Consider the following 22,420-nt stretch of genomic DNA (forward strand, 5'->3'; position numbering starts at 1 on the left):
CGCCCGGCCCCGACGAGCCGGCATGCGCCGGACGGCTGCCCCGACGCCTCGTACCGCGCCCCGAAGCCGCGATGACCAGCGGAAAGGTCCGTTCGGCCCAGGGCGGGGGCCGTATCGGCCCCCGCCGGTGCCGGTGCCGCGCGGGGATACTGGTAGTGGTCGGCCGCACAGGCACCAGCGGGAAACCGATCCCGGGAGGTGTTCGCCGTGCTTCGCCCTGTGGTCGTGGGACTGGACGGTTCGTCCGAGAGCCTCGCCGCCGCCGAGTGGGCGGCCCGGGAGGCGCTGAGGCGCGACCTGCCACTGCGTCTGGTGCACGCGTGGCCGGGCGGTGTGACACCCGCCGGGTCGGGGCTGCCCGAGTTGGACGCACCGCGTCTCTGGGCGCTGCGGATTCTGCGCGATGCCATGAACCGGCTCGACGAGCGCTACCCACGGGTCCGTCTGAGCGCCGATCAGGTCTCCCGGCCCGCGGCCGAAGCTCTCGTCACGGCGGGCGACGAGGGCGAGCTGCTGGTTCTGGGCAGCCGGGCGTTCAGCGGCTTCGGCGGCTTCATGGCCGGTTCGGTGGCGCTGGCGGCGGTGGCCCGCGTGTCACGCCCCGTCGTGCTCGTACGGGCCGACCGGACCGTCGAGGACGAGCACGTGCCGGACGAGGACGGCCACCGCTCCGCCCTCACGCCGTACCGCGCCGTCGTCGTCGGCGTGGATCCCACGACTCCGTGCGAGGAGTTACTCGCCTTCGCCTTCGAGAGTGCGACGCTACGCTCGGCTCCGCTGCGGGTGGTGCACGCGTGGCAGCTGCCGTACATGCCCAGCGCGCTGGAGGCCAAGGCCTGGAAGGCGGTACGCGGATCCGCCGAGCGCGCTCTGGTCGCCGTACTCGCACCGTGGAAGGAGAAGTACCCCGCGGTGGAGGTCCGCGAGCTGGTCGAGGAAGGACGTCCGGCGCAACAGCTGCTGGAGGCGACACGCGATGCCGGTCTCCTCGCCGTCGGCCGCAGGATCCGTCCCCAGAAGCTCGGCGCACACACCGGGCCGATCGCGCACGCGGTGATCCACCACGCCCGTTGCCCGGTCGCGATCGTGCCGCACACGTGAGTCCACCACGGCGGCTCAGCCGCCACCCCACGCAGCGGCACGGCCGGCATCCGCACGCGTCTCGCGCCGAGAACCTCGGCGGCATGGTCGCCGCAGCTGTTCGGAGATCTCCGCCCGTGGCACGACGGGGGCCCGGATCCGGCGTGCCACAGACGGAAGCCCGGAGACGGGAGCCCGGAGACGGAAGTCCGCAGACGGAAGCCCGGCCCGGTCGGCGGCGAGCTTCTCGCGTTCACCACCGTTTCGCGGACCACATGCGCCACCGAGAGATCTGCGGTACTCCTCGACGGAGAAGCGCCGTGCTCGGCGCGCCGACGGACGGGGACGGCGGCAGTCCGATCGTCGGCAACACTCACCCGTCCTTCCAGCTCTTACGACAGGGAGGCAGTCGTCATGGAAAGAGCCCTCACCGTCGGCCTCGACGGCTCGCCCGAGAGCCTCGCCGCCGCCCACTGGGCCGCCGACGAGGCCGAGCGACGCAGACTCACCCTGCGCCTGCTGCACGCCTGGCCCCTGCTGGTGCCGGAACCGACCCACGTCCCCTCGGAACTGGACCAGAACTACTGGGCGAAACGGCTCGTGCACAACGCTCAGACAGAACTCCAGGCACACCACCCGGGCCTCACCGTCGTCGGAAACCTCGTCGCCGACGACGCCGAGGACGCACTGCTCCAGGCCGGGTCCGACTCCGAGATGCTCGTACTCGGCTCACGGGGCCTGACTCCCGTGGAGAGCTACTTCATGGGCGACATCAGCATGATCGTCGTGGCACGCACCGAGCGGCCCGTGGTCCTGGTGCGCGCGGACAAGCCGGCAGAAGGATCCTCGGCACCCGAGCCAGGTGCGGCAGGGGGTGTGGTCGTGGGACTGAAGCTGCGCGCCCCGTGCGAGGACCTGCTCGAATTCGCCTTCACCACCGCCGCGGCCCGAGACGTGCCCCTCCGCGCCGTCCACGGCCGCAGCACGCCACTCCACGCCTACACCCCCTGGGGCGTGGACCACACCCTGACCCAGGAGATCGTCCAGGACGCGCGGAATCACGTGAACCAGGCCCTCCGCCCCTGGCGCGAGAAGTTCCCGGGCGTGGACGTGTCCGACACCATCCGGCTCGAAAGCCCCGCCAAGGCCGTCGTGGAGGCCGCCGAGGGCGCAGACCTGCTGGTCGTCGGCCGGCACAAACACCACCCCGACCTGGGGCCCCGCCTGGGCCCCGTGGCCCAGGCCGCCGTCCACCACGCGCGCTGCCCGGTCGCCGTCGTCCCCCATGACTGAGCCCAGCCCTCACGGAGAGCCGGTGGGATCGGTTCAGCGGTCCGACGCCTCCGTACTCCGCAGCGGCGCCGCTCACGGGGCTCCGCCGCTGCCGCGTGCGGAGGTGCGCGAGACCCACACCGCCGTGGTCCTCTTCATCGGGGAACGCGCCTACAAGCTCAAGAAGCCGGTCGACCTCACGTTCCTGGACTACACCACGGTCACCGCCCGTCGGGCCGCGTGCGAGCGGGAAGTCGTCCTCAACCGCCGCTTCTCCCCCGACGTCTATCTCGGCGTCGGTGAATTCCACAGCCCGGACACGGACGCGCCCGAGCCCGTCGTCGTCATGCGCCGCATGCCCGACGAGCGCCGCCTCTCCCGACTCGTGCGGGAGGGCGCGGACATCGACGACGCCCTGCGCGCCGTCGCCCGGCTGCTCGCCGCCCACCACGCGAACGCGCCCCGCAGCCGGGAGGTGGACGAGCAGGCGACCCGCGACGCGCTGGCCTCACGCTGGGAGGCGAGCTTCGCCCAGGTCCGCGCACTCTCCGACGACGGCACCGCGCCCGACGGCGTGTCGGAGACCGAGCGCCTGGTGCGCCGCTATCTCGCCGGCCGCGAACCCCTGTTCGACACGCGGATCGAGGAGGGGAGAGCGGTCGACGGCCACGGGGACCTGCTCGCCGAGGACATCTTCTGCCTCGACGACGGCCCGCGCGTCCTGGACTGTCTGGAGTTCGACGACAGCCTCCGCCACGTCGACGGCCTCGACGATGCCGCCTTCCTGGCCATGGACCTGGAACAGCTCGGCGTACCGGAGGCCGCGGCGTACTTCCTCGCCGAGTACGGCGAGTACTCCGGCGACCCGGCACCGCCCTCCCTACGGCACCACTACGTCGCCTACCGCGCCTTCGTCCGTGCCAAGGTCTCGCTGATCCAGGCCCACCAGGGTGCCCCGGGTGCGGAGGCGGCGTCACACCGACTCATCACGACCGCCCTGCGGCACCTGCGCGCCTCCACCGTCGGCCTGACCCTCGTCGGCGGCCTCCCCGGCAGCGGGAAGTCGACGCTCTCCGGCGCCCTCGCCGACCGCCTCGGCGTCACACTGCTCAGCAGCGACCGCCTCCGCAAGGAACTGGCCGGCATCCCGGCCGAACAGTCGGCCTCCGCCGCCTACGGCGAGGGCCTGTACTCACCCGCATGGACCAACCAGACCTACGCGGCCCTGCTCGACCGCGCGTCCGTCCTGCTGTCCCGCGGCGAGTCCGTCGTCCTGGACGCCTCCTGGTCCGACCCGGAACAGCGTGCAGCCGCCCTGCGCATGGCCGAACGTACCCACGCCGACCTGGTGGCCCTGCACTGCCGGGTTCCGGGCGAGACCACGGCCGCCCGTCTCGCCACCCGCGCCCCCGGCGCATCCGACGCCGACCTCGACGTGGCCACCGCCATGGCGGCCACGGAGCCGCCATGGCCGCAGGCCGTCGCGGTCGACACGAGCGGCTCCCTGGAGGCAGCGGTCGTCCAGGCCCTGGCGGCCATCCGCCCGCACGCCGCTGAACAGGCCCCGGTCTTCCGCCGCCCCTACATGGAGCCGGACTAGACGCGTGCGTGCCGAACGGCCCGGTCGGCCGCGGCCAGGCTTCCGTCCGAGCCGTCCTGTCATACGTTCGGCACCACGAGGACAGGGCAGTGCGCCCGGTGCAGCAGAGTGTGGAGGGTGTGGGCGACCGGCCCGAGGCGTGCGCCGAGCATGGTCGCACGGTGGTGGGCACCGATGACGACCACGGCGGCCTCGCGGGTCGTCTCCAGCAGGACGGCCGCGGGAGCGGCGCGGACCGTGCGGGTCTCCACCTCGACGGCGGGGTACCGGTCCCGCAGTCGCGTGAGGGCGTAGCGCGGTACGGGCCCCTCGGCTCTGGCGTCCTGGGTGAGCAGTTCCTGTCCCGGGCTACGGGCCGGTATGAGCGAGGGCAGTTCGGGGGTGTGGTGCCGATGAGTCCGGGAATGCAGGACGCGCAGCCTCGCACCACGCCGCTCGGCCTCCTGGAAGGCGTGGTCGGCCGCCTGGCCGTCGGTGTCGTCCTCCAGTCCGAGCAGCACATCCTGCCCCTGGTCACACCGGTGATCCCCGCGTACGACCAGGAGCGGGCCCCGTGCGAGCGCCGCGAGCCGCAGGCTCACCGAGCCGAACGCGGCACCGGTCAGAGCACCGAGGCCGCGTGTTCCCACGACGGTCAGCTCCGCGTCCGCGCTCTCGCGCACCAGCACCGGTACCGCTCCGCCCTCCGCGGCGACGGTCTCCACCGCGAGATCCTGATACCGCTGTCGTACGCGCGACGATGCGGAGGCCAGGACCGGTGCGGCCTCGTCGCGGTCCGCGACCGCGTACACCACGCGCAGGGCGGTGCCACGGCGGACGGCCTCCGCCGCGGCCCAGTCCAATGCCCGTACGGAGACCAGGGAGCCGTCCACTCCGACGACTGTGTGGTGGAGAGTCATGGCCGTGCTTCCCCTCTGTCGGCGACCGTCCGATGGAGGCGTCCGGCCCGAGGGCCCCGCCTCTTCGAACGATGCTCGCCGTGCGCCGCCTCCCAGGGGCAGAAGCCGGGAGGGCCGTGGAAACGCCGAACGGCCCCTGTTCCAAGGGCCGTTCGGTCCACGCCGGGGAACCCCGGTCGGCAGGGTGGGGAAGGGATGTCCAGCCGTGGCAAGCCGGTCCACGAGCTGGGTCAGGGCCTGCTCGGCCCCCGACCTCCAGCAGGTCGGGCCGTACGGGATGGTAACTCCAGTCCGTACGATCGAAAGGGCAGTACCCTACAGTTAACTGTCCATGGAAGATAATTCTTCGGAAGATGAGTGATGGCTGACGCCGACCTGAAGCTGCTGTACCGGGAGCTGGTCTCGCTGGAGATCGAGATGTGGGACGGCATCGAGGGGCGGTTGCGGGCCGAGTACGACATGGCACTGACCTCGTTCGAGGTGCTGCACCTGCTGCTGCGGCGGCCCGGGCGGCGGATCCAGGACATCGCGGAGGAGTTCTCGATCACGGTGGGTGGCACGAGCAAGGTGGTCGATCGTCTGGAGGCGGCGGGCCTGTGTGGGCGGCGGGCCAATCCGGACGACCGCCGTTCCTCGATCGTCGAGCTGACGCCCGAGGGGCGGAAGCTGGTGGACGGGGCACTGAAGGTCTTCGAGGAAGAGCTGGAACTGCGGATCGGGTCGGTGATTCCCGAGCAGTCCGTACGCGAGGTGACGGCGGTCCTCAGCACACTGCGGGCAGCCGGACGCGCCCTGGACGCGGAGCGGAAGGCCGCCGCACGGACGCCGGCGCCGGCTGTGCGGGGGCGGAAGCAGCCCGGCCGGCCGGCCTCGTGAGCGGCGTCGGCTCCGCAGTGCGCGTAAGTTGATCAGCCGGGGCCGGACGGACACAACTCCCGGCCCCGGCCCGTCAGTCCACGACTCGGTCGGCGATGCCGGCGAAGGCGATGACCTTGTCGATGCGCCCCCGGACGAGGAGGTTGCCGGGGCCGCCGTTGCGTGCGGCGTACTCCTCCGTGCGGTCGTCGCCCATGTATCGGGCGCCGAGGAGGCCGCCCCAGCGCACCATGTCGTCCGCGTCCTCGGAGACCGTCGCGCGGCCCTGGAGGAGAACGAACGCGTACGGGGGCCGGTCCTCGTCGACGCAGAGGGCGAACCGTCCGTCGCGGGCGAGGTTGCGGCCCTTGACCCCGTCCTTCTCGGTGGTGAGCACGATGTCGTCGCCGTCGAGGAGGAACCAGACCGGTGTCACATGGGGGCTGCCGCCGGCGCGGACGGTGGACAGCTTGCCGGTGCGGGTGCCGTGCGTGACGAACGCCCGCCACTGCCGCTCGGTCATCTTCCGCATGGGGGCGCCTTTCGTGTGCGTACGGATCGGCTCGTGGGTGCCCGAGGCCGAGTTCGACGGCCTCGGGCACCGCGGGTTCTAGCCCCAGAAGGCGTCTTCGGCGGCCGGGTCGGAGGAGAAGAGCCACATCTCGGTGATCCTGCCGTTCTCGATGCGCAGGACATCGACGCCGTCCATGCTCATCGACGCGTCGCCGTGGCGGCCGGTGAAGTGGATGGTGGCGGCGACCAGGTCGCCGTTGCCCATGAGGGTGTCGATCTTGTCGATGGCGAAGGAGCCCTGACTGGCCTCCATCATGCCGCCGAGCATCTGGAAGACGGCGGCCTGGCCCTTGTGGTCACCGGAGAACCGGTTGGCACCGGGCTGGTGCCAGACGATGTCGGCGTCGAGGAGTTGGCCGAGAGCGGCCATGTCTCCGGTCTGGACGGCCTGGAAGTAGGTGCGGGCGATGTCGATGTTCGCGCTGGTCATGTCGTGTGCTCCTTGGGTTGGGGTTCTTGGGGTTCTTGGGGGTTCTTGGGGGTTCGTGGGCGAGGGTGGGTGGCTATCGGCGAAGTCGAGGCGGTCGGCGAGTCCGGCTTCGGTGGCGGCCCGCGCGGGCAGGTCAGGGGGCGGGTGTGGAGAAGACGCCGAAGTGATTGCCCGCCGTGTCCCGCAGCCGGGCGAAGCTGAAGCCGGCGGCGTCGGAGACCGGCCCCATGAGCACCTTGGCGCCCAGTTCGCCGGCGCGCTCGACGGTCGCCGCGATGTCCTGGACGAGGACGTAGAAGATCGCGTAGTCGGGGAACTTGCCCTCCGACTCCCACACGCCGCCCGCCGGCTGCTCGGCACCGGGCGGCATCACCGAGTGATAGGTGACGCCCGGGGTGTCGGTGTTGAGGACATAGCTCCAGTCGAAGAGCTCCCCGTAGAACTCCTTGACCTTCTCCGGCTGGTCGGTGCCGAACTCGAACCAGGCGACCGAGTTGAAGGCGGGAACGGTCATGACACTCACTCCTCGACGGTCCCATAGCGGGACAAAGGAAACCCTTCACGGCGGGCTCGATCCGGAGGGCGATGGCCGCACTCCACCGGCATGGCTCACAGGGCCTGCCTGCTGGAGCAGGCAGCCAAGGCCCCGGATCGGCCGCCCGGCAAGCTAACCATTTAGATTCCATGGAATCAACTTCCAAGGATTATTGTTCTAGGTCATACAGGCTGCAGGCTGCAGGTTGCTGAGAGGAAGCCCGTCATGGAACCGGTCGAGATCGAGGCGAAGACCTTGATCCAGAAGTCGAAGACCCCGTCGAACGACTACGTGATCAACCCCTACACCGGCTGTGTTCTGGGCTGCGCGTACTGCTTCGCCTCTTTCGCGGGACGGCAGTTCGGCCGGTCGGCCAAGGAGTGGGGCGATTATCTGTACGTGAAGAGGAACGCCGTCGACCTGGCCCGCAAGGAGCTGGCCAGGATGCCCGAGCACAAGCGCCACGGCACGATGCTGCTCAGCTCGGTCACCGACCCCTACCAGGGCCACGAGACGCGGTACCGGCTCACCCGGGGCATCCTGGGCGAGCTGGAGGCGGTCGAGTACCCGGGCCTGGTCCGCGTCCTGACCAAGTCGCCCGTCGTCACCCGCGACATCGACCTGCTCACCAGCCTGCCCCGGGCGGAGGTCGGCATGACCGTGACCACCGCGGACGACAAGGTCAGCCGCTGGCTGGAGGTGCGCGCCCCGCTCGCCTCCCGCCGCCTGCGCACCCTCGCGGAACTACGTGAGGCCGGCATCCCCACCTTCGCCTTCGTCGGCCCGCTCCTGCCCCACTTCGCCACCCGGCCGGAACTCCTGGACCACCTCTTCGGGCAGCTCGTCGAAGCCGGCGTCACCGAGGTGTTCATGGAGCACATCAACCTCAAGCGGTACATCCGCGAGCGCATGGACCAGGTCCTCGCCGACGAACCCGACGAGGTGCGCGAGGCGTACGTACAGGCCCGCACCCAGGAACACCGCGAACAGCTCGACGCGATCGTGGCCGGCCTGCTGGCCGAGCACGGGCTGCGACTGCGCTTCGACGAGGTCGTCCACCACGACGACAACGACGCCCTGCGGCAGAGGCTGGCGGGCTCGGCCTGAGCGGCGTCGCACCAGCGGGAATGTCAGGTGACGGCGTCGGGCTCGGGACCGGGGACCGCCTCGAGCGCCCTGACGTCACCGGTGTGGTCTCCGTCGGCCAGTACCCCGCGATCACCGGGCCGGACCTGGCCGAGGCGTTCGGCACCCGGCTCGGCCGGGACGTCGTCTTCGGACCGATCACCCCAAAGGAGATGCGCGCCTCGATCGCACGCCTGATCGGGGAGGGCGCGGCCGCTGACATCGCGGGGGCCTACCGGGCGATGAGCACCATGCCGGGCCGTTCGATCGCGCCGGAGGCCTCCGCCCAGAAGCTGCTGGGCGTCACTCCCCCGGACCACGGATCGGAGGCTGGCCGACATCGGCGTCTGACCGTCGTCACCGCCGGCTTCGACCGGGTTTGACAGGCAGCACGTGGCAAGTCGCCCAGCCCTGCGAGCGGCCTGCCACGAGGTGACGGACACCGGCCGCGACACGAGAGGTGAGGGTGTGCGGCAGGGCACTGTGGCGGGCGGCGCGCGCCCGTCACGTGCGCGCTGTCGTCCCGAAGGGGAGAGGTTCGCCGGAGCGCAGGTGTTCCCTCAGCCACTGCTCGGTGTTGCTCACGTGGAGCAGCGCGGCGGCCTGGCTGAGGGCGGCGTCACGGGTGGACAGCGCGTTGAAGATCGCCTCGTGCTCGGCGAGCGTGCGGCCCGCGGCCTTGTCGTCGACCAGACCGCGCCAGATGCGGGCACGCAGGGTGCGACCGGAGATGCCCTCCAGGAGGGTGAGGAGGGTCTCGTTGCCCGTGGCCGAGATGACCGCACGGTGGAAGGCGGCGTCGTGGGCGTTGAGCTGTTCGACATCGTCTCGGGCCTCGCGCATGGCATCCAAGTGCCGCTTCACTTCGGCCAGTTGGGAATCGGAGATCCGGGTGGCGGCAAGGGCCGTGGCGAGCGGTTCCAGGAGCCGCCGTACCTCCATCAGGTCCTGCAGGGCGACCGAGTCCCCCTGGAGCAGCTCCACCGCACCGCCGAGCCCCTCCAGCAGCAGGCTCGGCTGGAGGCTGGTCACGTAAGTGCCGTCGCCCCGCCTGACCTCCAGGACCCGTGCGACGGCCAGCGCCTTGACCGCTTCGCGGGCGAGGTTGCGGGACAGGCCCAGCTGCGCGGCCAGGTCCGGCTCCGGCGGGAGCTTCGACCCCGGAGGCAGGGCGCCGGTCCGGATCAGCTCACGGATCTCATCGATGGCCTTGTCCGTCAGAGACACCGCTCATCCCTCCCTCCACCGTGCACTTGCCGATCATGGAGTTCCACGTGTCGTCCGACCTGTTCCGGAGTCCGTATGCCGAGGGTGACGTTGATGATACGGGGATGCGTGTGCGGGAACGCGATCACGGCGGCGGGCAGAGTGATCCCGTGCCTGCGCCGCGCGGACCTCGGCGATCGCCGAGCTCGGGCGACCGGAGTCGGCGGGGCGTCCTGGTAGTCGTCCCTCATGCTCTCGGCGGGCCGGTCGCGGGAGAGCAGTCCCGAGTTGCAGACACCCACCGCCACCACGCTCCTGCCCGGCGTAGGCAGGCGGCGGCACCATCACGTGGGACCCCATGGAGACACCGTGAACGACAACCACCCGGCCGGCCATGGGCCCACTCGCGCGGTCACCGTCGCCGACGTCCTGGCCCTTCCCGTCCTGGCCGCCGGACAGCCCCAGGTCGTCACCGGTGTGCCCCACCTGGACCGGCCGGTCGGGTGGGTCCACATCACCGAACTGACCGACCCCGCGTCCTTCCTCAAGGGCGGCGAACTCGTCCTGACCACCGGAATGCCGCTCCCGGACGACGTGGCCGGCGTGCGCCGGTACGTCGACGAACTCGCCGACGTCGGGGCCGCGGCGCTGGTCATCGAACTCGTACGCCGCTATCACCGCCCGCCGGACGCACTCGTCGACGCCTGCCGCCTGCGGGGCCTTCCCCTCGTCACGCTCGCCAAGGACGTCAACTTCCTGGAGGTCACCCAGGTCGTGCACGCGCTCCTGCTCGGCAACCAGGCGGACGCGATGCGCCGCACCCAGCGCATCCACGAGACGTTCACCGCCCTGACCCTGCGCGGCGCCGGCCCGGAGGACGTGGTGCGCGCGGCGGCGGAGATGTGCGGCCGCACGGTCGTCCTGGAGAACCTGGTGCACCAGGCACTGATCTGCGAACCGTCCGGAGGCACGGTGGAGGAGGCGCTCACCGGTTGGGAACAGCGCTCCCGAGCCACCGGGGCGGGTGATCACCCGGCGACATGCGGCCCGGCGGGCTGGCTCACCGCACCCGTCGAGTACCAGGGCGAGCGCTGGGGCCGTGTGGTCATGCTCCCGGCCCGCGCCGACGGCCCCGCCTTCGGTCCGGAGGACGTCACCGTGCTGGAGAGGACCGCGATGGCACTGACCGTCGCCCGCCTCATCGCGCACCGAACTCCACGCGGCTCTCACGGCACTCGATGTGCTGCGAGCCCACTGACGTGGAACGAGCCGCGGCCTCGGCAACGCTCCTCCCACCACCGGCGAACACGGCAACCGGACGACCGAGTCCGGCTCGACGACGGCCGGCTCGACGACGGCCGGCCCGCCATCGTCGAACGCGCCCCGTCGAACGCGCCCCGGCGGACGGGGTCGCCGGACGGGGCGGCCGTACAGCGCCGTCAGGCCAGGCCGAACCGCTCGGCGTGCACCTGCTGGTGGGGAACCTTCAGGGTGCGCAGGGCACTGAGCACGGTCGAGGTCATCGCGGGCGGGCCGCAGACGTACACGTCGCGTTCGGTGATGTCGGGAACCAGGGTACGGAGACTCTCCGGCTCGAACGGCGGGCTGCCCTCCCCCGTGCGGCCGGTGAGCAGGTGCAGCCGCCCGCCGCGGTCCGCGACCAGTGTGCGTACCTCGGCGGCCAGCACGGCGTCGTTCTCGCTGCGCACCCGATAGAGCACGACGACGTCGCCCGCCGGTTCCTCCTCCAGCAGGGCTCGAACCGGCGTGATCCCCACTCCTCCGGCGATCAGCAGTGCGCCGGGCCGCGTTCGGTGCAACGAGGTGAAGGCCCCGTACGGCCCCTCGACGAACGCGCGGCTCCCGACCGGGAGATGCCGCAGGCCGGCGCTGGCGCTGCCGACCGCCTTGGCCGTCAGGCGCAAGGTGCGGCCGTCGGGTGCCGCCGACAGCGAGAACGGATTGGCCAGCCACCAGTGTTGGTGCCCGGGGAACCGCCAGATGCAGAACTGGCCCGCCCTGGCCGGCAGCCTGTCGAGGTGGCGGCCGGTGACGTGCACCGACACCACGTCGTCCGACTCCGGCACCACCGCCACGACCTGGAATCGGTGATAGGCGTTGCGCCACAGAGGCATCACGATCCGCCCCGTGACCAGGGCACCGAACGCGAACAGCCACAGGGCCCACCAGTAGATCATCGCGGGCGCGGAGGAACTGAAGGTCGTGGTCTCCTGCAACTGGTGGACGAACGCCAGCCCCAACGCCAGGTACAGCAGCAGGTGCACGCCGTGCCACGTCTCGTACCGCAGCCGCCGCCTCACCTGTCGGGCGGAGACCGCGGCGACCACGACGACGATCGCCGCGGCGAGCATCCCGAGCAGGGAGGCCGGCACTCCGGCCAGCGCGAAGAACGTCTTCGTCGTCGACGTGTCAGAGAGCCGCGCGTAGCCCAGCACGACCAGCACGGCGTGGGTGAGCAGGGTCCACAGCAGGGTGAAGCCGACCCACCGGTGCCACACCGTCAGCCGGTCCATGCCGATACGGCGGTCGAGCCAGGGCAGCCGGGCCACCAACAGCAGTTGGAACAGCATCAGTTCGGCGGCGTGCAGGCCGAAGAACTTGGCGACCGTGAGCACCCCGTTCTTGCCGGTCCCGGCGGTGAGGAACAGGACCTCGACGATCACCAAGTTGACGATGACAAACGTCCACAGCGCCCATCGCGCCGCGACGACCGGAGGTATGGTGCGCTGCCGCACCTGTGTACTCGTCGCCTCCACCGCGTCCCCTCTTGTCCATGTGAACTACTGGCGCCCGGAGCCCGCGAGGTCGCGGGGACCCGAGCGTCCTGATCTGCGTCCTGATCTGATACGGCCCCTGGGCGGGGCAAGAATACGGAACATGGCGAGAAGTTGGCCCTACTTGGCCTCAGCTGTTCTTGTTCCGAGAACATCTGGCATCTGCTCACTCCTCGCCCGACGGCAGCCGTCCCGGCCGCCGTCGCCGGTACGCTGAGTGATTAAGGCGTTAACCACAAGCCCTCATAGGGCTGTTGGGGTGCATGGGGTACACACATGACGAGCTCGCGTGTCTGGCGGCGTCCCACGCTCGGCGCCGTGGCGGCGCGGGCGGGGGTGTCCACGGCCACGGTGTCGAACGCGCTCAACGGCACCGGGCGACTGTCCGAGGCGACCAGGCAGCGCGTGCTCGCCGCGGCGCGCGAGGTCGGTCACGCCCCGGCCAGCACGGCCCGGGCCCTGGCCCGCGGGAGCACGGGAGTGCTCGGCCTGACCATGACGACGTACGGCGACCTTCCCGTCTCGTACATGGAGATCCCCTATTACGCACAACTGGCGCTGGGCGCGATGTCGGCGGCGCACGAGCGCGGCTACATGCTCATGGTGATGCCGAGTTCCCTGTCACCGTGGATGTGGCTCAACACGCCGATGGACGGCGTCATCCACGTCGGGCCACGGGCCGACGACCCGGTGTGTTCCATCCTGCGGGAGCGGGGTATCCCGATGGTCACCGACGGCCGGCCGCCCCGGCCGCACTGGCGCGACGCGTGGGTGGACCCCGACTACGAAGCGGGCCTGCGCCTGCTGCTCGACCACCTCACGGAGGCCGGCGCCCGGCGGATCGCCCTCTCCCAGCCGCTGCACGACGACGAGTATCCGCACCTGATCGGACGCGCCTACGCCTCCTGGTGCGCCGAGCACGGCCTGCCCGCCCTCGTCGAGGAGTACGCCTCGCTGCCCGACTACTTCACGGCAGAACGGGACGCCGTCGGCCGGCTGCTCGACCGCGATCCACGGCCGGACGCCGTCATCGGCGTCTACTCCGACTCCGGTCACAACATCCTCGCCGCCGCCCGGCGCCACAGGCTCCGGGTGCCGCAGGATCTGCTGGTGACGTGCATCAGTGAGGATCCGGACTACGCGACGACGACCCCGCCCGTCACCACGCTCAGCCTCCGCCCGGACCGGGTGAGCGACGAAGCGGTCGACCTGCTGATCGCTCTGGTCAACGCACGCAGCGGAGTGGACCGGCATCGGCTCGTGCAGCCGGCCCTGACCCCTCGCCGGTCCACACGACGCCCGGTACGGCGAGGGAACGGCACCACCTGATCGCAGGGCCGCGGACCGCATCGGCGGGGCCTTGCCTCGCCCGGCCGCCTCTCCGCCTCCGCCGCGGGGCGCTCCGAGCGAGCCGGTCGGAACGGGCAGGTGTCCCTCCAGCGCGTGACCAGAGAAGTGTCGCTCCCCTACGGCCCGACTCGTGCTCGAACGACATGGGGCGCAGGTCCGCGTGGCGCGTACGAGTTCCGCGTCGAGGCCGGGGCCCGCGACGTTCGGCGCCCCCTGACGGACACGTGACCTCGCTCGATCCGACCGCCGGCCGAAGAGGGGCCGGGTCGGCGGATCTGTGTACTTGCTGTGAAGGTCGGCAACCTCCTGCCCGTCGACGGCGACTGAGGGGGGAGACCGGCTCGATCTTCCAGAACGGATGAGCAATGAAGAAGCAGCAGGCCCCACAGCACCGCCGACGCAACCTTCGGCTGGCAGTGGGTACGCCGCTGGCGGTGGCGGCCGCGGGCGTTCTCGCCTACGGCACGGTCTTCGGGACGTTCGGCGACGACGCCCGGCCCGAGGCGGCCGCGGCACCGGTTCCCGGCGACGCGATGGCCGCCGTGGCCGCGATGCAGCCGGGCTGGAACCTGGGCAACAGTCTGGACGCCATCCCGGACGAGACCTCGTGGGGCCAGCCCCGCACCACGAAGGCCCTGCTCGACAAGGTCCGCGCCCAGGGCTTCAACAGCATCCGCGTCCCTGTGACCTGGACCGACCACCAGGGAGCCGCGCCGAACCACACCGTCGATCCGGCGTACTTGAAGCGGGTCAGGCAGGTGGTCGACCAGGCGCTCGACAGCGGCTTCTACGTGATCATCGACATCCACCACGACTCCTGGCAGTGGGCCGACTCGATGTCCACCGACCACGACAAGGTGCTCGCCCGCTTCAACGCCACCTGGACCCAGATCGCCACCGCGTTCAGGAACGAGTCCGCCAAGCTGGTCTTCGAGAGCGTCAACGAGCCCCAGTTCGAGCACGCCGACGATGCCCGGAAGGCCGAGCTCCTCAACGAGCTGAACACGTCGTTCCACAGCATCGTGCGCAAGTCGGGCGGCAACAACGGCAAGCGGCTGCTCATGCTGCCCACCGAGGTCTGCACACCGGACCAGCGGCTGATGAACAACCTCGCCACCACGATCAAGTCGCTGCACGACCCGCGGCTGATCGCCACCGTGCACTACTACGGCTACTGGCCGTTCAGCGTGAACGTCGCCGGCAGAACCCGCTTCGACACCACAGTGCGGAAAGACCTCAGCCAGACCTTCAAGCGGATACACGACACCTTCGTCGCCCAGGACATCCCCGTCGTCATCGGCGAGTACGGCCTGCTCGGCTACGACCACGGCCCCGGCGCCGTGGAACGCGGCGAGATGCAGAAGTACTTCGAGGCGCTGGGCCACACCGCCCGCACCAACAAGGTCACCACCGTCCTGTGGGACAACGGCGCCTTCTTCGACCGCGGCGAGCTGCGGTGGAAGGACGCCGGGATGTACCGCCAGATCAAGTCGAGCTGGACCACGCGCTCGGCCACCGCTTCCACGGACACCGTCTTCGTGCCGAAGGCCGGCCGCGTCAAGGACCGTACACTCACCCTGAACCTGAACGGAGCCGCCTTCAAGGCGCTCAGGCACGGCACGACCAAGCTGGTCGACGGCAAGGACTACACCCTCGCCGGCAACCGGCTGACGCTGAAGGCGGCCGCGCTCACCCGGCTCGTCGGGGACCGTTCCCACGGCGTCAACGCGACGCTGCGGGCCGAGTTCTCCCGAGGCGTCCCCTGGCGGATCCAGGTGATCACCCAGGAGACCCCGGTGCAGTCGAACACGACCGGGACGACGAACTCGTTCCGGATCCCCACGCGGTTCAGGGGTGATGTGCTGGCGACGATGGAGGCCACGTACACGGACGGCGGCAACGCCGGCCCGACCAGCTGGACGCCCTACCAGCAGTTCAACACCGCGTTCGCACCGGACAAGGCCGAGAACACCATCAGCCTCACCCCCGCCTTCCTCGACGCGGTGAAGGGTGACGCACGCGTGAAGCTCACCTTCCACTTCTGGAGCGGCGCCACCACGACGTACTACGTGACCAAGTCGGGAAGCACGGTGACCGGCACGACGTCCTGAACGAAGGCCGGTGCCCGCCCGGGAGGCTCCCGGGCGGGTACCGCGCTCAGCCGCGGGAAACGGCACCGCGACGCGTTCACCGGACGTGACGCGCGATGCCGGTCGCCTTCGCCGTCAGCCACTCCAGCACCCGATTCGCCCGCCCGCTCAACTCTTCTTGATCTTCGAGGAGTTGTCGGCCAGCCAGGCGTCGAAGCTCTTGAGCGCCGGGTTGAGCTCGCGCACCTTGTCCAGATCACGGGCGCCGGTGAACTCCTGGTCGAAGTCGCCGTAGTACTGGAACATGTTGCCGAGCTCGTCAGCGGCCGGGATGTCCAGCGAGCGGAACACGTCGTAGGGCACCGACTGGAAGCGCACCGGCTCGCCGAGCACGGCCTCGAACTTCGCCGCGTACTGCGCTCCGGTCAGATGGTCGCCGGCCAGGCCGACGGTCTCGCCGATGTACCGCTCGCCGCCCTTGAAGAGGGCGAGAGCCGTACGGCCGATGTCCTCGACGTCCACTCCGGAGAGCAGCTTTCCTTCCTCGATCGGCAGGGACAGGGTCAGCACGCCGTCCTCACCGCGCTGGGGCCCGACCGCATCCAGGAAGCCCTGGAAGAAGAAGGTCGTGTTCAGGAAGGTGGTCGGCACCCCGGCCTGGCGGAAGAGTTCGTTGGCCTCGCCCTTGGCGTCGAAGTGCGGCACGTTGTATTCGTCCTGGAGGACCGGCATCCGCTCGTCGTCCAAGGGCAGCAGCTCGCGGGTGTCCTCCAGCGTCGACCAGACGACGTGCTTCAGTCCCGCGGCCTTGGCGGCCCGGACCAGGACCTCGATCTCCTCGATCTCCTTGGCCGCCGAGCCGTGCGCCCAGAAGTTGGTGACCAGAAAAGCGCCGTAGGCACCGTCGAAGGCCTTGTGCACGCTCGGCTCGTCGTAGAAGTCCGCCTGGACGACCTCGGCGCCCAGCGCGGCCAGCTCCCGGGCGGCGGGCGAATCGGGGTTCCTGGTGAGCGCGCGCACCGCGAAGCCCGAATCCGGGTCGGCGAGGATCGCCCGCGCGGCACCGCCGCCCTGGGACCCGGTTGCTCCGGTGACCGCGATGATCCTGTGGTCGCTCATGGCTGCTGCCTCTTTCCGAAGAGAACCGTAAAGTTGATGTGTCAATTAAGCGTAAGGCCGCATGGATGATACGTCAACCTTTTCGGTGAGGCTTGAGTCATGAGTGACTCCCGGGGGCCGACCCAGGCCCCGCCGCATGCCTGGCGGGACTTCAGCGCCATGCAAGCGGCGCTGTCCGGGCGCTTGAACACGTACCTGCAGGAGGACAGCCGGCCGCCCTCCGCGGACTACGCGGTCCTGGTGGCAGACGTTCCGACGCCGTACGGACCGAAGCCGGACGTGCCGCCACAGAAGCCGCCGCACCGTGCCATGCGGCCCACGTACGCGCATGGTCCGTCAACGCGGTGACCCCGGATCAGCTCACCGCGTTCGGCCAGATACGCGAAGCGGTGCCGGCCCGGGTGAACACGCCGGAGGACGACCCCTGCCTGCTGGGCCGCCAGACCTCCGCGGTAGATCCGCGTCCCCCGTCGATCTGCGGCAGGGCGACCTGCCCTTGAAGCCGAAGCGGGTGCCGGTCATCCGCCACATCGACCGATGTCCGGATGACGCGTCAACAACTCGTTACACTTACACGTATGACGGACACACCGCGCTGGCTCACCGAGTCGGAGCAGCACGCCTGGCGAAGCTTCGTACGGCTGCAGGACAAGCTCATCGGCCGGCTGGCCCGCGAGGTGCAGGCCGAGTGCGGTCTGTCGAGCGCCGACTACGGAGTGCTCGTCCACCTCGCCGAGGTACCCGAGGGCCGGCTGCGCCTCCTGGAGCTCGCCAAGGCGGTGGAATGGGAGAAGAGCCGGATGTCCCACCACATCAACCGGATGACCAAGCGCGGCCTGGTCGTCCGGGAGGAATGCGCCGATGACGCGCGCGTGGCGTTCGTCGTCGTCACTCCCGCCGGCCGTGAGGCCCTCGCGACCGCGGCTCCCCTTCACGTCGAGGGGGTCCGCCGCCTTTTCATCGACCCGCTCACCCCGGCAGAGCTCGCCATGTTCGCGCAGATCTCGAACCGCATCCTCGAAGGGCTGGAGGAGGACTGCCCGTGAGCGCGACGCGGTGACCGCCGGTCAACGGCACGACGCAGCCGGACACCTGTTCGCCTGTTCACCTCAAGACGCCCCACCGCCGTGAATCCGGCCGTCGACCCCACCACGCAACCGAGTTTCACCCTGAGCCACCGCGCACCTCCGGCACAGCCGAGCACCACCGCCCACAGAAGTTGACCCATCAACTCCTGGTCCCGTATTTTTGTAGACGCATCAACCAGGTTCCCGGCAGCGAACACCCCCCAGCCGGGCATGTGGACGGCCCGTCTCCGGCGGCACCGGTCCTTCGAGCCGCTGCCGGACGGCGTTCCCTCGATCTGGGGTCGGCCCTCAAGGAGGACTTATGACGGTCAAGGTCATCGACGTACCCGGAGCACGTCGCTACGAGGCACGGATGGACGGCGATTCCGCGGTGGCGGGCTTCGCGGAGTACATCCGCACGGCGGAACTGATCGCGTTCGTGCACACCGAGGTGGCCCCGGAACACGAAGGCAAGGGCGTGGGATCCGAGCTGGTGCGGACCTCCCTCGACGAGGCCCGCACCGCGGGACTGCGCGTGCTGGCCACCTGCCCCTTCTACGCGGGCTGGATCGAGCGCCACCCCGAGTACGCCGACCTGCTGTACCAGGCCCGGAGCCAGGTCAGGGACTGACTGGCCTAAGACGCAGTGAGAGAGGCCGCATGAGCGATCAGCCCCAGAAGAAGACGTACAAGGCGCAGGCCATCACCGTGACCTTCGAGGCGACACGCTGCCTGCACGCAGCCGAGTGCGTCAGCGGCCTGCCCGAGGTCTTCGACTCGAGCAAGCGCCCGTGGATCCGGCCGGATGCCGTCCCGGCCGACCGCCTGGCCGACGTGGTGCGCCGCTGCCCGTCGGGCGCGCTGCGGTACGAACTGGCGGATGGCGGGACGGAGACTCCCGACCGGCCCACCCGGATCACCCCGACACCGACCGGCCAACTGGTCGTGCGAGGCGAGCTGTCGCTGGACACGCCACAGGGGCAGCGCGCCGAGACCAGGGCCGTGCTGTGCGGCTGCGGGCACAGCCGACTGCGGCCGTACTGCGACCACTCGGGCGCCTGCGGCCGGTGATGCCGACGGCGACCGCCACCCACCCCCTTTCCCGGAGCGCCGTGGCGCGACAGCAGGGCTGCGAAGTCCGCGCTCAGCGCGGCAGTTCCGTCTGCAACGGCTGGGAGTTCCAGCCGGTGGAGGTGTCGTAGCGGCCCAGCTTGGTGAGCAGCAGCACCTTGGTGGCCTTGGCCACCACCAGGGTGGAGCCGCCGGCGGTGACCGAGGCGTTCACGCCGGTGACGACGACCCGGGTGACGCCCTCGTAGGTACGCCCCCTTCCCCGCGGGGTAGGTACCGCGCAGGTTCAGATAGCCGTCGCCGCCGCTGACGGTTCTGCGGTCGAGCGGAAGATCGGAGAGACCCATGGTGTGGTCCCTTGCGTATCGGCGGGGTGACCCACCCGGGCGCCGGACGGACGCACGGTCGCGTCGGCTCCGGTCCGGGACCGCTGGGTGAGCAGGGGTGGCACAAGGAGCGTGCTCGACCGACGTGAGGGACCGGTGCCGCGGTGCGGCACGGCACCGGTCCCTCACTGAACGCCGTTCGCCGGACGGTTACAGGGCGACGAGCTGCCATTCCTGGTTGGACCCGCTGGTGGTGGGCCACTGGATGACGTGGGCGCCGTCCGTGGTGGAGGCGTCCTTGACGTCGGCGCACCGTCCGTTGCCGACGTTGACGAGCCGGTAGTGGCCGCTGGTCGCGGCGACCAGCTTCCACCACTGGTTGCTGGTGCCGGCGTCGGCCGACTGGTCGAGCTGTGTTCCCTGCGCGGAACCGCTCGGGCACTCCAGGAGTTTGCCGCTGCGGACGTTGGACAGCCGGTAGGAGCCGTCGCTGTTCGGCAGCAGCTTCCACTGCTGGTTGGTACCGCCGGTGGAGGGCCACTGGATGATGACGGCGCCGTCGGCGCTGGACGCGCCGCTGACGTCCAGGAGCTTGCCGCTCTTGCGGTTCACCAGCTTGAAGGTGCCCAGGTCCGCGCTGAAGGGCCGGTCGTAGAGCTCCAGGTTGCGGATGGAGGCCCACACCCCGGTGGGCAGGCCGGTGACCGTCACCCGTACGTACCGGGCCTCGGCACTGAGCACCATGGTCTGCACCTGGCTGGTGCTGGTGGTGTCGGTACGGTCGACGAGGGTGGTCCAGGTGGTGTTGTCGGTGGAGCCCTCGATGCGGTAGCGGTAGTTGGTGGCGTCCAGCTCCCAGGCGATACGGGCGCCGGTGAGGGATTTGGTCGCCCCCAGGTCCACCTTCAGCCAGTTCCCGACGCTGCCGTTGTTCGCGCACCAGCGGGTCGCGGTGGAACCGTCGACCGCCTTCGCCGCGGTGTTGCCCTTGGATGTCTCCTGGCTGCTCGCCGTCGCCGTCCTGCCCACGGCGATGTCGGCCGGCTGCACCGTCCGGTCCAGGGTCACGCCGACGACGCTGTCCTCGGGGATACGGGTGCGGTTGATGCCGGTGACGGTCACCTTGCCGTCCGAGCTGACGGTGTACGCCAGGTCGGTGCCCGAGGCCACGTCGAAGACACGGGTCACGCTCGCGTCCCCGATGGACGGGGTGGTGAACGAGGTGCCGCTGTAGCCGGACAGCAGGTGGACGTAGAAGGTGCTGTCCTTGTACGTGTAGCCGTACTTGCCGTCGACCGGGTTCCACGGGCCGCCGCGGGTGCCGTACACGGCCTCGCCGCACGTGGTCATGAAGGAACCGATCCGGCGCACCAGGTCGGCCTGGGCGGTGGGCACCACGCCGGTGCGGTCCGGGCCGACGTTGACCAGGCAGGTGATGTTCCGTACCCAGGAGTTGACCAGGAGGTTCATGGCCGTGCCGAAGCCCATCACGCTCGTGCCGGCCTTGTAGCCCCAGGCTCCGCCGATGGTGAAGCACTTCTCCGCCACCTTGCCGGTGCGGATCGCGCCGGACGGGACAGAAGGACCCTCCTCGCTGGTGAAGTCGCCGATCCAGCCGGCGCGCAGAGTGGTGACCGCGTCCGGCTGGTGCTTGCGCACCAGGCCGGTCAGGCCCAGCGGCTTGCCGGTGGCGGCGTCGGTGTCGCTGTAGGCGGAGTCCACCGGCCACTCGTTGGAGGCGTCGCGGAACTTGCCGGGCTCCCAGAAGAAGGCCGCGTCCCGGTCGGAGCCCTGCTGGCCCAGCCAGCCACCGTCCCACCAGATGTCGTCGATCGCGCCGTACTCGGTCACCAGCTCCTTGACCTGCTGATACACCTCGTTCTTCATGATCCGCGCGTTCTCCTTGTGCGCGGGATCGGTGGTGTAACCCCAGGCGTTGTCCAGGCAGTTGGTGCCGTGGACGTCGTAGTAGCCGGGGTAGCGCCAGCTCAGGGGCGAGAAGTACAGGCCGACCTTCAACCCGGCCTCGCGCACCGCGGTCACGTACTGGCTGATGAAGTCACGCTGCAGCGGCGCCTGACCACTGTGCCAGGCATTGTCGTGGGTGGAGGGCCACAGCGCGAAGCCGTCGTGGTGGCGGGCCGTGAGCACCGTGTACTTCGCACCCATGTCCTTGGCCAGCTGCGCCCAGTCGGCGGGATCGTAGGCGCTGCCGGTGAACTGCTCGCCGGTGGCGTCGGTGACGTACTTCTTGTAGTTCTCCGGCGTGACGGCGGCGTTCTCCATGTACCACTCGCCCTTGGCCGGGCCGGAGTAGGGGCCCCAGTGGATGAACATGCCGAGCTTGGCGTCCTGCATCCACTGGATCTTCTCGTTGGACTGCTGCTCGACGCCCATGTCGATCTTGGGGATGCGCAGGGGCGGGAGCGGCAGCGGCTCACCGGTGGTGGCGGCAGCGTGGGCGGGTATCGCCAGTGTCGGGGTGATAGCGGCGGCGACCGTCATGGCAGCCATACCGGCAAGCACCCTTCGTCGAGTGAGCGGTTCTGACAACTGGATCTCTCCTCATGGTCCACAGGGCAGCACGGACCTTCTGCGGCTCAGCATCCGGCCGAACAGAGGGGATGTTCACCGACAGGTGGCGGGTGCAGGGGAGCCGCTGGGAAGCGTGCACCTCGCCCCTTTGAACATCGGATGTATTAACGGGCATGAAACCTGGATATGTCCAGAGGGAGGGCAAAATTACCAGTCGCGACGCGCCGGCTGATCAGACTGAAGCCGTCAGCGCCACATACATAGGAGGTATGGCCAGCTCCTCAGGTTGCGAGGGTCTCGCCCTCCTTCAGACCCGACTCCCGGCCCGGCCGGCCACTCCGATCCCGTCCGGATCATTGACGAAGTACGACTCGCACCTCTAGCGTCCTCCGACGGAGCCGCACACAATCCAACAATTCAGACCGTGTCGACATGGTCCGCCGTGTTCTCGCCCCGATCCGCCGGGCGTCCGCGAGCCGGCCCCCATGAGCG

General features: G+C 70.1%; 20 protein-coding genes and 1 pseudogene. 12 read left to right on the forward strand and 9 right to left on the reverse strand.

Annotated elements, in window-relative coordinates; translation table 11 throughout:
• The first annotated feature begins 207 nt into the window (after nt 1-207).
• The 3 genes from OG272_RS06295 (at nt 208) to OG272_RS06305 (ending at nt 3,952) form a co-directional block, all read left to right on the forward strand.
• On the forward strand, nt 208-1,101 hold the full coding sequence (locus tag OG272_RS06295; RefSeq protein ID WP_326584477.1) for a universal stress protein: 894 nt from the start codon (nt 208-210) through the stop codon (nt 1,099-1,101).
• A 393-nt stretch (nt 1,102-1,494) separates the two neighbouring features.
• Nucleotides 1,495-2,373 carry a universal stress protein gene (locus tag OG272_RS06300; RefSeq protein ID WP_327730863.1) on the forward strand — a complete coding sequence of 293 codons (879 nt, stop codon included), beginning with the start codon at nt 1,495-1,497 and terminating at the stop codon, nt 2,371-2,373.
• Nucleotides 2,374-2,476: 103 nt separating this feature from the next.
• Entirely contained in the window at nt 2,477-3,952 is a 1,476-nt protein-coding gene (locus tag OG272_RS06305) for an AAA family ATPase (protein ID WP_326585933.1), read from the forward strand.
• Nucleotides 3,953-4,011: 59 nt separating this feature from the next.
• Here OG272_RS06305 and OG272_RS06310 read toward each other — a convergent pair whose 3' ends face one another.
• Nucleotides 4,012-4,851: a universal stress protein gene (locus OG272_RS06310; RefSeq protein WP_327730862.1), complete on the reverse strand. Its 840-nt coding sequence runs from the start codon at nt 4,849-4,851 to the stop codon at nt 4,012-4,014.
• Nucleotides 4,852-5,211: 360 nt separating this feature from the next.
• On the opposite strand from OG272_RS06310, the gene OG272_RS06315 reads away from it, so the two are divergent.
• Nucleotides 5,212-5,727 (forward strand): MarR family transcriptional regulator, encoded by a 516-nt coding sequence (locus OG272_RS06315; protein ID WP_326584474.1) that lies wholly within the window; start codon nt 5,212-5,214, stop codon nt 5,725-5,727.
• A gap of 73 nt (nt 5,728-5,800) precedes the next feature.
• On the opposite strand, the gene OG272_RS06320 is transcribed toward OG272_RS06315, so the two are convergent.
• The 3 genes from OG272_RS06320 to OG272_RS06330 form a co-directional block, all read right to left on the reverse strand.
• Nucleotides 5,801-6,238: a PPOX class F420-dependent oxidoreductase gene (locus OG272_RS06320; RefSeq protein WP_326584473.1), complete on the reverse strand. Its 438-nt coding sequence runs from the start codon at nt 6,236-6,238 to the stop codon at nt 5,801-5,803.
• Nucleotides 6,239-6,316: 78 nt separating this feature from the next.
• Complete coding sequence (locus OG272_RS06325; protein WP_326584472.1) at nt 6,317-6,709, reverse strand: nuclear transport factor 2 family protein; 393 nt, start codon at nt 6,707-6,709, stop codon at nt 6,317-6,319.
• A gap of 133 nt (nt 6,710-6,842) precedes the next feature.
• Entirely contained in the window at nt 6,843-7,223 is a 381-nt protein-coding gene (locus tag OG272_RS06330) for a VOC family protein (RefSeq protein ID WP_327730861.1), read from the reverse strand.
• Nucleotides 7,224-7,469: 246 nt separating this feature from the next.
• On the opposite strand from OG272_RS06330, the gene OG272_RS06335 reads away from it, so the two are divergent.
• Nucleotides 7,470-8,351 carry a radical SAM protein gene (locus tag OG272_RS06335; protein WP_327730860.1) on the forward strand — a complete coding sequence of 294 codons (882 nt, stop codon included), beginning with the start codon at nt 7,470-7,472 and terminating at the stop codon, nt 8,349-8,351.
• A gap of 20 nt (nt 8,352-8,371) precedes the next feature.
• Complete coding sequence (locus tag OG272_RS06340) at nt 8,372-8,752, forward strand: hypothetical protein (protein ID WP_327730859.1); 381 nt, start codon at nt 8,372-8,374, stop codon at nt 8,750-8,752.
• A 121-nt stretch (nt 8,753-8,873) separates the two neighbouring features.
• Here OG272_RS06340 and OG272_RS06345 read toward each other — a convergent pair whose 3' ends face one another.
• The gene (locus OG272_RS06345) at nt 8,874-9,596 is read right to left on the reverse strand and encodes a FadR/GntR family transcriptional regulator (protein WP_327730858.1); all 723 of its coding nucleotides are present in this window, start codon (nt 9,594-9,596) and stop codon (nt 8,874-8,876) included.
• A 348-nt stretch (nt 9,597-9,944) separates the two neighbouring features.
• Between OG272_RS06345 and OG272_RS06350 the strand changes: the two are divergent.
• Nucleotides 9,945-10,793, forward strand: a pseudogene (locus tag OG272_RS06350) (PucR family transcriptional regulator ligand-binding domain-containing protein); the annotation flags it as partial.
• Between the two features lie 221 nt (nt 10,794-11,014).
• Here the strand turns inward: OG272_RS06350 and OG272_RS06355 are convergent.
• Nucleotides 11,015-12,352: a ferric reductase-like transmembrane domain-containing protein gene (locus tag OG272_RS06355; protein ID WP_405892801.1), complete on the reverse strand. Its 1,338-nt coding sequence runs from the start codon at nt 12,350-12,352 to the stop codon at nt 11,015-11,017.
• A gap of 294 nt (nt 12,353-12,646) precedes the next feature.
• Between OG272_RS06355 and OG272_RS06360 the strand changes: the two genes are divergently transcribed.
• The gene (locus OG272_RS06360; RefSeq protein ID WP_327730857.1) at nt 12,647-13,699 is read left to right on the forward strand and encodes a LacI family DNA-binding transcriptional regulator; all 1,053 of its coding nucleotides are present in this window, start codon (nt 12,647-12,649) and stop codon (nt 13,697-13,699) included.
• A gap of 386 nt (nt 13,700-14,085) precedes the next feature.
• A complete protein-coding gene (locus OG272_RS06365; RefSeq protein ID WP_327730856.1) occupies nt 14,086-15,831 on the forward strand; it encodes a cellulase family glycosylhydrolase in 1,746 nt (581 codons plus the stop codon).
• A gap of 147 nt (nt 15,832-15,978) precedes the next feature.
• Here OG272_RS06365 and OG272_RS06370 read toward each other — a convergent pair whose 3' ends face one another.
• Nucleotides 15,979-16,929 carry an NmrA/HSCARG family protein gene (locus tag OG272_RS06370; RefSeq protein WP_327730855.1) on the reverse strand — a complete coding sequence of 317 codons (951 nt, stop codon included), beginning with the start codon at nt 16,927-16,929 and terminating at the stop codon, nt 15,979-15,981.
• 578 nt (nt 16,930-17,507) lie between these two features.
• Between OG272_RS06370 and OG272_RS06375 the strand changes: the two genes are divergently transcribed.
• The 3 genes from OG272_RS06375 to OG272_RS06385 all read left to right on the forward strand — a co-directional run bounded on the left by OG272_RS06375 (nt 17,508) and on the right by OG272_RS06385 (nt 19,067).
• The gene (locus OG272_RS06375; protein WP_326584465.1) at nt 17,508-17,975 is read left to right on the forward strand and encodes a MarR family winged helix-turn-helix transcriptional regulator; all 468 of its coding nucleotides are present in this window, start codon (nt 17,508-17,510) and stop codon (nt 17,973-17,975) included.
• 343 nt (nt 17,976-18,318) lie between these two features.
• Complete coding sequence (locus OG272_RS06380; protein WP_405892804.1) at nt 18,319-18,627, forward strand: GNAT family N-acetyltransferase; 309 nt, start codon at nt 18,319-18,321, stop codon at nt 18,625-18,627.
• 29 nt (nt 18,628-18,656) lie between these two features.
• Nucleotides 18,657-19,067 (forward strand): (4Fe-4S)-binding protein, encoded by a 411-nt coding sequence (locus tag OG272_RS06385; protein ID WP_327730854.1) that lies wholly within the window; start codon nt 18,657-18,659, stop codon nt 19,065-19,067.
• Nucleotides 19,068-19,140: 73 nt separating this feature from the next.
• On the opposite strand, the gene OG272_RS06390 is transcribed toward OG272_RS06385, so the two are convergent.
• Both OG272_RS06390 and OG272_RS06395 read right to left on the reverse strand, forming a co-directional pair.
• Complete coding sequence (locus OG272_RS06390; RefSeq protein WP_405892806.1) at nt 19,141-19,281, reverse strand: hypothetical protein; 141 nt, start codon at nt 19,279-19,281, stop codon at nt 19,141-19,143.
• A gap of 322 nt (nt 19,282-19,603) precedes the next feature.
• Entirely contained in the window at nt 19,604-21,907 is a 2,304-nt protein-coding gene (locus OG272_RS06395; protein ID WP_405892807.1) for an alpha-L-fucosidase, read from the reverse strand.
• Nucleotides 21,908-22,420: the final 513 nt, after the last annotated feature.

This window comes from Streptomyces sp. NBC_00104 (assembly GCF_045160825.1).
In the GTDB taxonomy this organism is placed as follows: domain Bacteria; phylum Actinomycetota; class Actinomycetes; order Streptomycetales; family Streptomycetaceae; genus Streptomyces.

Bases quoted from the DNA above. Each gene is read 5' to 3' on its own strand.
- OG272_RS06310 (WP_327730862.1), bottom strand. From the start codon at position 4,851: ATGACTCTCCACCACACAGTCGTCGGAGTGGACGGCTCCCTGGTCTCC.
- OG272_RS06340 (WP_327730859.1), top strand. From the start codon at position 8,372: ATGTCAGGTGACGGCGTCGGGCTCGGGACCGGGGACCGCCTCGAGCGC.
- OG272_RS06375 (WP_326584465.1), top strand. From the start codon at position 17,508: ATGACGGACACACCGCGCTGGCTCACCGAGTCGGAGCAGCACGCCTGG.
- OG272_RS06315 (WP_326584474.1), top strand. From the start codon at position 5,212: ATGGCTGACGCCGACCTGAAGCTGCTGTACCGGGAGCTGGTCTCGCTG.
- OG272_RS06365 (WP_327730856.1), top strand. From the start codon at position 14,086: ATGAAGAAGCAGCAGGCCCCACAGCACCGCCGACGCAACCTTCGGCTG.
- OG272_RS06395 (WP_405892807.1), bottom strand. From the start codon at position 21,907: ATGGCTGCCATGACGGTCGCCGCCGCTATCACCCCGACACTGGCGATA.
- OG272_RS06325 (WP_326584472.1), bottom strand. From the start codon at position 6,709: ATGACCAGCGCGAACATCGACATCGCCCGCACCTACTTCCAGGCCGTC.
- OG272_RS06320 (WP_326584473.1), bottom strand. From the start codon at position 6,238: ATGCGGAAGATGACCGAGCGGCAGTGGCGGGCGTTCGTCACGCACGGC.
- OG272_RS06300 (WP_327730863.1), top strand. From the start codon at position 1,495: ATGGAAAGAGCCCTCACCGTCGGCCTCGACGGCTCGCCCGAGAGCCTC.
- OG272_RS06330 (WP_327730861.1), bottom strand. From the start codon at position 7,223: ATGACCGTTCCCGCCTTCAACTCGGTCGCCTGGTTCGAGTTCGGCACC.
- OG272_RS06335 (WP_327730860.1), top strand. From the start codon at position 7,470: ATGGAACCGGTCGAGATCGAGGCGAAGACCTTGATCCAGAAGTCGAAG.
- OG272_RS06360 (WP_327730857.1), top strand. From the start codon at position 12,647: ATGACGAGCTCGCGTGTCTGGCGGCGTCCCACGCTCGGCGCCGTGGCG.
- OG272_RS06380 (WP_405892804.1), top strand. From the start codon at position 18,319: ATGACGGTCAAGGTCATCGACGTACCCGGAGCACGTCGCTACGAGGCA.
- OG272_RS06370 (WP_327730855.1), bottom strand. From the start codon at position 16,929: ATGAGCGACCACAGGATCATCGCGGTCACCGGAGCAACCGGGTCCCAG.
- OG272_RS06385 (WP_327730854.1), top strand. From the start codon at position 18,657: ATGAGCGATCAGCCCCAGAAGAAGACGTACAAGGCGCAGGCCATCACC.